Annotated in this window: 9 protein-coding genes and 1 pseudogene; 7 read left to right on the top strand and 3 right to left on the bottom strand. The window is 46.2% G+C overall.

Annotation, left to right across the window (positions count from 1 at the left end):
- The first annotated feature begins 50 nt into the window (after positions 1-50).
- The 7 genes and pseudogenes from ACKFKF_RS32950 to ACKFKF_RS32920 form a co-directional block, all read left to right on the top strand.
- Positions 51-1238, top strand: a complete 1188-nt coding sequence (locus ACKFKF_RS32950; protein WP_446871610.1) for an ABC transporter ATP-binding protein/permease — start codon at positions 51-53, stop codon at positions 1236-1238.
- An 11-nt stretch (positions 1239-1249) separates the two neighbouring features.
- Entirely contained in the window at positions 1250-2329 is a 1080-nt protein-coding gene (locus tag ACKFKF_RS32945) for a SagB/ThcOx family dehydrogenase (RefSeq protein WP_446871609.1), read from the top strand.
- Positions 2330-2420: 91 nt separating this feature from the next.
- Complete coding sequence (locus ACKFKF_RS32940; protein ID WP_446871608.1) at positions 2421-2759, top strand: PepSY domain-containing protein; 339 nt, start codon at positions 2421-2423, stop codon at positions 2757-2759.
- A gap of 110 nt (positions 2760-2869) precedes the next feature.
- Positions 2870-4744 (top strand): AMP-dependent synthetase/ligase, encoded by a 1875-nt coding sequence (locus ACKFKF_RS32935; protein WP_446871607.1) that lies wholly within the window; start codon positions 2870-2872, stop codon positions 4742-4744.
- Between the two features lie 148 nt (positions 4745-4892).
- On the top strand, positions 4893-6311 hold the full coding sequence (locus ACKFKF_RS32930; RefSeq protein ID WP_446871606.1) for a 1-acyl-sn-glycerol-3-phosphate acyltransferase: 1419 nt from the start codon (positions 4893-4895) through the stop codon (positions 6309-6311).
- Between the two features lie 8 nt (positions 6312-6319).
- Positions 6320-6916, top strand: coding sequence for a DUF2459 domain-containing protein (locus tag ACKFKF_RS32925; RefSeq protein ID WP_446871605.1), 597 nt, complete (start codon positions 6320-6322; stop codon positions 6914-6916).
- A gap of 52 nt (positions 6917-6968) precedes the next feature.
- Positions 6969-7151, top strand: a pseudogene (locus tag ACKFKF_RS32920) (DUF2459 domain-containing protein); the annotation flags it as partial.
- Between the two features lie 210 nt (positions 7152-7361).
- Here the strand turns inward: ACKFKF_RS32920 and pstA are convergent.
- The 3 genes from pstA to ACKFKF_RS32905 form a co-directional block, all read right to left on the bottom strand.
- Positions 7362-8288, bottom strand: a complete 927-nt coding sequence (gene pstA / locus ACKFKF_RS32915; RefSeq protein ID WP_446871604.1) for a phosphate ABC transporter permease PstA — start codon at positions 8286-8288, stop codon at positions 7362-7364.
- A 295-nt stretch (positions 8289-8583) separates the two neighbouring features.
- On the bottom strand, positions 8584-8895 hold the full coding sequence (locus ACKFKF_RS32910) for a hypothetical protein (protein WP_446871603.1): 312 nt from the start codon (positions 8893-8895) through the stop codon (positions 8584-8586).
- A 306-nt stretch (positions 8896-9201) separates the two neighbouring features.
- On the bottom strand, positions 9202-9597 hold a 396-nt coding region (locus ACKFKF_RS32905), incomplete at its 5' end, for a hypothetical protein (RefSeq protein WP_446871602.1).

Raw genomic sequence — 9597 nt, 5'->3', positions numbered from 1 at the left:
AGATCGATGGCTTTCTTGTCGATTCCCTCTCCTAAAAATCGTCCGGACTATTGATCGTTGGGACAATCATCACAGCCTGGATCGGACAGCGGCTCGTTGGCATTAATTTTAATCAACTGAAACAAGAAGCGGATTTTCGCTATGGTCTAGTTCACGTTCGGGACAATGCTGAAGCGATCGCATTCTATCAAGGAGAGACAGTAGAACTCACCCAACTCCAACGCCGATTTGGGGATGCTTTGCGGAATTTTGATCTGTTGATTCGCTGGGAACGCAACTTAGGATATTTTACGAGTAGCTATAACTTTTTAGTTCGAGCATTGCCCTATATCGTTGTTGCACCGATTTATTTTGCAGGGCAGACCGATTTTGGAGCCATTACGCAAGCCGCGATCGCGTTCGATCAGATTTTCCGGGCACTCTCGATCGTGGTGAGCCAATTTGAAAACTTGACTGCATTTGCAGCAGGCATAAACCGTTTGAGTAGTTTTGCAGAAGCGATCGAACCCACTACGCTGGAAACAGAGAAATCGACAACGATCACAACGATTGAAGCAGAAGAACTATCGCTTGATCGTGTCACACTCCTGACACCAAACTATCAGCGAACTCTAGTTAAGAATCTATCATTGCAGATCAATCTGGGTGAGAGTTTAGCGATCGTCGGGTATAGTGGGACTGGTAAGAGTTCGTTACTTAGAGCGATCGCCGGGTTATGGAGTGCAGGTCTAGGTCAGATCAATCGTCCCGTTTTGGGTGAAATGTTATTTTTGCCGCAACGCCCTTACATGGTGCTGGGATCACTCAGAGAGCAACTCCTGTATCCTCACCGCGAGCCTTTGGAGCTTGGCAAAGCCAATCGCAAGGTTGACGATGCAACACTCTCTCAAGTTTTAGAACAAGTGAATCTGGCGGAACTTCTCGATCGAGTGGGCGGTTTTGATGTTGAACTAGATTGGGCAAATACGCTCTCATTAGGAGAACAACAACGGCTTGCTTTTGCTCGACTGTTACTCGCTCAACCCCGCTATGTGATTTTAGATGAATCAACGAGTGCTTTAGATCTAGAGAACGAAGAGCAGTTGTATCAACAGCTTCAGAAAATGAAGATTACCTTTATCAGTGTGGGACATCGGGTTAGCCTGCTGCAATATCATCATTACGTTTTAAAACTAGAGGGCAATACACACTGGAAGTTGTCGCCGACTCAGAACTATGATGCAGCACAAGTACATTAGCTTGATTTGCTATGAGACAGCCTGATCTCAATTATCTAGCGATTGCCTTTCTTATCATCGGTAGTTTCTATCTACTGGTGAGCGGCATAATTATGGATACACAGGGAGTGCATCGATTCGCGTTTCATGGGCAGGTTGGCTACGCTTGGGTTGCAGTAGCAGTATTGCATCTTTTGTTGAGTTGGAACCGAGTTAAAGCATACTGGGGGCATCATTTCCGGCATCATTCGCAGCACCGTTCATCGGCTCATCCAGTTCATCAGTCCACACCAGCTACAGGACGGCGAAATTTATTTACAGCAGTGGTCTCAATCGCAGCAGGCTTCATTGTTGGACGACTACTTCCTCAAGGGACGCAAACCCCGGAGCATCAAGATATGGGGATTCTTTACCATGAGTGGAGTAAACCTGGGTATAAACAAGCCTGGGGAGCGCTCTTTAACTGGGGCGAACAGCCTCCACGCTACAAAACCTACCCGGACGCAGAACAAGTTGAACTCCCGAAGCCGCAGAATGTTGACAGAGTGAGTTTGGAAACTGCGATTACGACTCGTCGATCGAGGCGCGACTATACCAATGCTGCGTTATCTTTACCGAACCTATCGCAAGTTCTCCATCTCGCTCAAGGAATTACTGATCAAAATCGTGAGCTTCGGGCAGTTCCATCTGCGGGTGCATTGTATCCCTTGGAGATTTATGTTTTTGTTCATCAAGTAGAACAATTACCCTCAGGAATCTATCACTATGCAATTCAAAATCATCGATTAGAGCGATTGAAGGAAGGAGATTTTCGGGCAGCGATCTTGACCGCAGGACTAGGACAAGATTTTTTAGCGCAAGCAAATGTTTGCTTTGTCATTTCTGCTATTTTTCAGCGAACACGGTGGAAATATCACGAACGCACTTACCGCTATGTTTTGATGGAAGCAGGGCATCTAGGACAAAACTTGTATCTAGCAGCAACAGCATTAGGGTTGGGAGCTTGCGCGATCGGAGCCTTTCTAGATAACTCCCTCAATGAATTACTAGAGCTTGATGGGCAGCAGGAAGCGGCGCTCTACATTGTTACGATCGGACAAGTGGAAAATTAGCCGGCCTTCTCATGGTTTTCTTAATCTTTCCTTCTAACTTGGAGATATGGACAAGAAATACAACGACCTCCAAAACTGAGGAATTAACATCATGAACGCTAACCAAAAAATTGCAGGTGCTATTGGGGCTGGAGTTTTCATCGTTGCGGGAGCTTTGTGGTTCAAGCCTAAAGAGGCACAAGCATCCCCTCACAACATGGCTCCTTCTGTCAGCCTAGTTCAAGCCGTTGAAACCGTTCTAGCCGCGAATCCGGGAACTGCTGCCGTTGATGCAACCTTGGAGCGCGAGAACGATCTACTAGCTTGGGAAGTCGAACTCGATAATGATTTGGAAGTGTATGTAAATGCTGCTACAAACCAAATTGTTAAGACCGAGCAGAATTGGGATTTTGCTGACATTCCATTTCTAGGGGAGTGGATGCCAAACTAATGCAAACAACAGTGCAGGATGCTTTTATAGCAGATTGGCAAAATTACCTTAGTGAGCTAGGGCTAGTTATTTCTTGGGATACCCGTTCCGAAATCAAAGTGGAGACAACTATGCAAGCTGAACTCGCACCAGAAGTGATTACTCAAGAGACGAAGATCGAGGCAACGCTATTTACCGTTTGGAAACGCTTGGTGAGAGACTATGGCGATCGCATTGCACTTCGAGATCCGCATCGTCAGCCCATTGTTGAGATGACCTATCGCCAAGTGTTTGATCAAGTGCTCAATTTTGCGGGTGGATTGCAGGCGTTAGGCGTTGCACCCGGCGATCGAGTTGCGATTATCGCAGAAAACTCGCCGCGCTGGTTGATTGCGGATTTGGGATCTTTGTTTGCAAACGCTGTAAATGTTCCTCGGAGTGCGATCGCACCTTTGCCAGAACTAGAGTACATTTTGCGTCATAGTGGTAGCACAACCGTGATTTTGCAGGACTTAAAGACGTGGAAACAACTCCAGTCTATTTTGGTTGATCTCGAAATTGAGCGGGTGATTCTGCTGTCGGATGAGGTTCAAAAGGGTTGCTTTGGCTTTAATGATTTGCTCACATTAGGGCGGGGTCAGTATGTAATGCGAGGGTTTCAGCGATCGCAGCTTGCCACGATTATGTATACTTCAGGCACAACGGGCAATCCCAAAGGCGCAATGCTGACTCACGGGAATCTGATGCATCAAATCGAGAATTTTGATGTTGCAGTTCAACCCAACCCTGGAGAACGGGTGCTTTCGATTCTTCCAACCTGGCATTGTTATGAGCGTGCTTGTGAGTACTTTTTACTATCGTGGGGCTGCATGATTGTTTACAGCGATCGACGACACCTCAAACAAGATTTGAAAACCGAGCAACCTCATTATCTAGCCGCAGTTCCTCGAATTTGGGAATTGCTCTACGAAGCAATCCATCAGCAGTTTCAGCAGAAAAGCCGAATGACACAAGCGATGGTCAAAATATTTTTACACTTAAGTGAACGCCACATTGTTCAGCAAAGGATTGCGACTCGTCAATCGATCGTTCATCTGGACAATGGTTTCAAAAACAAGAAACTTCCGAAGTTGCAGCGCCGAATTTTATCGATTTCGCATCGCTTAGGCGATCGACTTGTGTATCGTAAAGTTCGTGCTGCTATTGCCCCTCAGCTTAAATGCACAATCACGGGTGGAGCCACACTTCCCACGTATCTTGATAACTTCTACGAGATTCTTGGAATCGAGATTCTCAATGGATATGGTTTGACCGAAACCTCACCAGTGTTAACGGTTCGTCGTATGAGCCGAAATGTGCGGGGAACAGTGGGTCATCCTTTACCTAGAACAGAAATTGAGATTGTTGATCCAGACACTCATAAGCCTTTGGGGATGGGAGAACCCGGATTAGTCATAGCACGAGGTCCACAAGTCATGCACGGCTATTATGAGAATCCAGAAGCAACAGCCCAAGTGCTTTCTAGTGATGGCTGGTTCAATACCGGGGATTTAGGTTGGTTAACACCTGATGGTGATCTCGTCATTACTGGACGACTAAAAGATACGATCGTGCTGTCTAATGGCGAGAACGTCGAGCCAGAACCTTTAGAAAATTGCTATCGACAAAGTGCTTACATTAGTCAGATTGTGTTGATTGGGCAGGATCGAAAGCGATTAACTGCACTGATCTATCCAAACTTTGACGCGATCGCAGCTTGGGCAACGACTCAGAAGTTGTCCTTAGTTCCAAAGAATGGATTGATCCACTATCCTCAAGTTCGCGATCTGATTAAAACAGAACTGCAACAGTTTGCAAGTCCGCGATCGCTTTATTCGATCACAGATTTTCGCTTTGTACCTGAGCCATTTTCTCCGGATAATGGCTTAACAACGCAAACTTTAAAAATCCGTCGTGCCAAGGTTGAGCAACACTATGCTGATTTGATCGCTGGAATGTACGACTAACCCAAAAGTTTTGCTCCTCCATTACCTTGTTACTGTTCCTTGTGCCTCTCCTCAGTTTCCTTCAAGTGTGGAACTAAGGAAGGGGTGCTGGGGAACAACTTCTTACACAATTTTCTTCTAGTAACGCCCTTGATTGAAGTAATGTCTTATGGCAACGAACACTGTGCAGCCCCCTTTGGAGTTCCTGTCTCCTGAGTTTAAGCCTTGGGTTTTCTCGATCGTGCAACAGATTCTTCCGTCCTGGTTACTCCATCAAAACGGAATCAGCGAAATTCAAACCCAAAACATCGAACATCTCGCCGCGCTTTATGAGCAATTTCAACTTGGCAAGATTCGGTTACTGATTGCCTTTCGTCATCCAACTTGTGATGATCCCCCTTGCCTGTTGCACTTAATCAACCGTGTCTTACCTAAAATCGCACTACAGTACAACATCCGATTGCGATCGCCTGTTCATGTGCATTTTTTGTATGATCGTGGTATTCCACTCTGGGCCGGATCGATTGCAGGATGGCTATTCTCGCGCTTAGGCTCGACTCCAATTCAACGCGGTAAACTTGATTTGGCTGGGCTACGATCGGCGCGTCAACTTGCGATCGAGGGACAGTTTCCGCTAGCAATTGCTCCAGAAGGAGCCGTGAACGGGCAAAATGAACGCTTAAGTCCCTTAGAGCCAGGAATTGCCCGTCTTGGCTTCTGGACTGTCGAAGAATTGCAAAAGGCAGGACGTTCCGAACAAGTCTTGATAGTTCCGGTAGGGATTCAATATCGCTATATTCGGACACCAAAGGCTGCACTTGTTCGATTGTTTGACCAGCTAGAAGTCGATAGTGGATTATCCAAACTTGATCAACCGCATCCCGAAATTAGTCAAGATAGTGAAGAATGGTTTTACTATCGTTTGAATCGCTTGAGTCATCACTTACTGCAACAGATGGAAGACTTTTACAATCATTTCTATCATCAGAATTTACCCCAAACGGGAACAATCAGCGATCGCTTACAAGTGCTTCTAGATGTTGCCTTGGGTGTTGCAGAACGATACTTCGGGATAGCTCCAGAGGGAGATTTTATCGATCGACGACATCGGATTGAGCAAGCAGCTTGGACACGAATCTATCGCAGTGATTTACCACAGCTAAACAAGCTATCTTCAGTAGAGCGGGGACTCGCCGACCAAATTGCCGCTGAAGCGAGTTCGTATCTATGGCATATGCACTGGACTGAGAGTTTTCTCAACCTTACAGAACAATATGTTGCAGAGAAACCGAGTCTCGATCGCATCGCTGAAATCGCTCTCTTGCTCTGGGAGTGCGTCACACGGATGAAACGGGGCAACCCAGCAAAGCGTCCTCGGCTTGGGTTACGACGAGTGAAATTTACGGTTGGAGAAGCGATCTCAGTATCAGACCGATGGGAAAGCGATCGCGCTAATCGCTCTGCCGCGATCGTAGACCTCACCGAAACGCTACAAACTGCTCTCGAAACTATGATCACAGAACCCATTCCTGAACCGATCAAAGTTCCTTTAGCTGTGAATGAAACTATCTCGGCATCACAAACTTGAATTAAACTATGAAGCTGAAACGATGCTTAACAATTGCTGTCAGTCTTTTGTTGCCGATTCCAATCTTACTGACGATCGGATCACTGATTCCTAGAACATGGGGTTCTCAAGTTCGCCTCGGTTGTCAATACAAAGTATGTGTGACTCGAACGGATATTCACACTAACCTTATTATTCCAGTTCAAACCGATGCTTTTAACTGGCGAACATACTTACCTGAACCGCTTACCCGTTCTCAGTACATTGGGTTTGGGTGGGGAGAGCGCAATTGGTACATGAATCCTCCGACTCGACTAGAAGACATTATCCCTAGAGGATTTCGAGCGCTGTTCTTCCCAAATCTGGCGGCATTGCGAGTTCAGGCTCACGATCGCTTACCCAATCACGATGAGGTGAAATGTGTGGGAGTGGAGCGATCGCACTATCTAGCCTTGATGCAATTTGTCAAACAGTCGTTTCAAAGAACCAATAGTCCGGACAGTTTTTTGAACGACCCCAAAAGGCTTTCAGGGATTACAGTTCCAGCATTGAGCTATTCTTTCACAGTTGGCTCTGTTCCTGACTTTGAAAATAAGATCCTGTCCCACGAGCGAATCAGGGTTTGAACCTGAAAATCTGCTCAAAATTTGTCCGAAGTATTGAAGAACTGAACAAGGTAAGTTAATTCAACTCTCTGATCCTGCCTCTGGAACAGCATTCTATGAAGCAACAGGACGATATTCTATTGTCCGCAATAGCAATCATTGGACAGCAGAGGGACTGAAAACTGCGGATATCAATACGCCGCTCTGGGCAGGCTTTTCTCCAGCAGTGATGTATCATCTCAAAACCACCTGTTAAGTTTAAGGAAATCTCCTGCATGAATTGCTCTACTAGGCGCTTATGCAGGAGATTAGACTGGGGTGTGTTTCAAAACCTGCTCGTCTGAGCACTATTCCACTGATCTAACACTGAGTTTGCACGATCGCTGTGTCAGTATTGCTCAAACTTTAGAATTGTCTATGTTCCAAGCACCCTTGGCTCTTGAGAGCGCTTGAAACATTAGACCTGCTATTGATTAGCGTTGTAGAATCGATTTCGCAAGTAGATCGCCGTTGCATTCATGCACAACAAGATCGCCATCAGCACAACGATCGCAGCAGCAGCATTAGTGTGAAATTCAGGCTGGGGACGAGACACCCAATTGAAGGTCTGAATGGGCAAAGCCGTAAATGGAGTGCGTAAGCCTTCGATCGATAAGGGTGGCAAGAACGCGATGAAGGTCAATGCTCCGATCGTAATCAATGATGCGGTCTCTCCGATCGCTCGTGAGATAGCCAGAATTGTGCCTGTGAGAATGCCTGGAAGTGCCTGTGGCAGAACCAATCCCCAAAGCACCTGCCAGTGAGTAATTCCCAAAGCAAAGCCAGCCTCACGCAAACTACTCGGAACAGCCCGAAGTGACTCACGCGTTGCTACGATGATCACTGGTAAAACTAGCAGAGATAGAGTCAGCCCACCAGAAAGAACGGTTCTTCCGCCTGTAATCGGTTGCAGCACCCGCACAAATAGCTGTAAGCCGAGTAGACCATAGATAATCGAAGGAACGCCTGCTAGATTACTGATATTGATTTCCAGGATGTTAGTCAGCCAAGAACGATCGGCAAACTCCTCTAAAAAAATTCCGGCTCCCACTCCAACGGGAAACCCGATCGCAATCACCAGCCCAAGCAACCACAAGCTGCCAACTAGAGCCGAAAGAATGCCTGCATCAGCCGGACGGCGGGAAGGAAAACTTGTTAGAAACGCCCAATTGAGGCGAGGAATTCCATCGACTGCAACATCAATCAGCAGACTTGCCAACACAACCAAAGCGATAAAAATCGCCGCCCAAGTCGAGATCGCGAACAACCAATCTAGACCATACCGCATCGATCGCGATGCCGTAAACAAAGGCGAGCTGTTAGAGTTCAATGATTTGAAATTGATCAGAGTCATTCGTAAATCTCCCGAAATCGACGCACAAACCAGAAGCTAAAAACATTGAGCGCTAGAGTCATCAGAAAAAGAGTAGTTCCCACAGCGAAAATTGTTTTATACGCTAGTGAAGTAACCGGGGTATCTCCTAAACTGACTTGGGCGATAAAAGCAGTCATTGTTGCAATGGGAACGCGAGGATCAAGCGTGAGTCTGGGATTTTGTCCAGCTGCGATCGTGACAATCATAGTTTCGCCAATAGCGCGTGAAACAGCAAGAATGCAAGCAGAGACAATTCCAGAGAGTCAACAGCGATTTAACCCAGTACTCCATAGAAGGAGAGTTGAACGATCGCAACTTGTGGCGGCAGGCAAGCGAGTAGGTCATCTGGGGCAGCTTCTAAACCGACCGATTGATGAATGATTCCCTCTACACGCCACAGAAAGCGATCGACTTGCAGCAACTCATTGACTACAGGCAACCGCGTCAAGCCAAATTTCATTGACTGAGGAAAGTTTTGAGCGATTTGAGTCTGAATGGACAAGTAGAGCGGATTATTCTCCTGACCTGGCAGGCGTTGATAGAAGGCATAAATTAGCCCTTGTTCGTCATAAACACGTTGCGGCATTGTTCGACTCCTGTAATGTGTTCAAGTTCAGCGGGTTGACATCATCCTTTCGCTCACCCCAAGCGCTGCACCGACCACCCAAAAGGGGAGTAGTCTAAAATTGCAGCGGCAACCAATCACACCATTTATTTAGCCAATTGAGACCCTTCGACCAAAAATCTGGCGATATCCACGTCTCAATCTCGCGACCCAACGATCCAGTTGGTGACTGCTTAATGAAGGAGCCTTCCAATCCTTAAAGAGGGAGCCAATGTTGTAAAGGCTACTGGAAATATTGCGGTGACAACAGTCAAATTTCATCAATTTTTACCTCTTGAAACTATTAGCAAGAAGTAGGAAAGGACTAAGTGCGATCGCATACCAAAAAAGCAAACAACCCCTTAAACAATTAGCCATGACTGCGTTGCCTAGTTTGCGTCCAAGTAGTGAACACAAAACATCTTTTAGTGGTGTGATAATTTGCCGATGAGTCACTGGATTCATTGGAAGTAAATCAAGAAATGGAATCTCATAGCCTCGGCAATTTCTAAAGTCAATTCGCTTGTAGAAAAGGTGTTCAACGTCGTGAGCCTTGAGTAATGGAAAAACCACATCACAACCTAACAAAAGATTAAGAGCAACTTTGCACCTCATCGACTTTTTCCACCTAGGATCGTGAATTAAATAAGGTGTAATTCTACTATCTGTATCTGTAAGATAGAG

The organism is Phormidesmis sp. 146-12 (assembly GCF_052939495.1).
Note: the sequence above shows the minus strand (reverse complement) of the source record. Positions and strands in the feature narration are given on the sequence as shown.

Coding starts and splice junctions, on each gene's coding strand:
- ACKFKF_RS32925 (WP_446871605.1), top strand. CDS start 6,320: ATGAAGCTGAAACGATGCTTAACAATTGCTGTCAGTCTTTTGTTGCCG.
- ACKFKF_RS32940 (WP_446871608.1), top strand. CDS start 2,421: ATGAACGCTAACCAAAAAATTGCAGGTGCTATTGGGGCTGGAGTTTTC.
- ACKFKF_RS32930 (WP_446871606.1), top strand. CDS start 4,893: ATGGCAACGAACACTGTGCAGCCCCCTTTGGAGTTCCTGTCTCCTGAG.
- ACKFKF_RS32945 (WP_446871609.1), top strand. CDS start 1,250: ATGAGACAGCCTGATCTCAATTATCTAGCGATTGCCTTTCTTATCATC.
- pstA (WP_446871604.1), bottom strand. CDS start 8,288: ATGACTCTGATCAATTTCAAATCATTGAACTCTAACAGCTCGCCTTTG.
- ACKFKF_RS32910 (WP_446871603.1), bottom strand. CDS start 8,895: ATGCCGCAACGTGTTTATGACGAACAAGGGCTAATTTATGCCTTCTAT.
- ACKFKF_RS32935 (WP_446871607.1), top strand. CDS start 2,870: ATGCAAGCTGAACTCGCACCAGAAGTGATTACTCAAGAGACGAAGATC.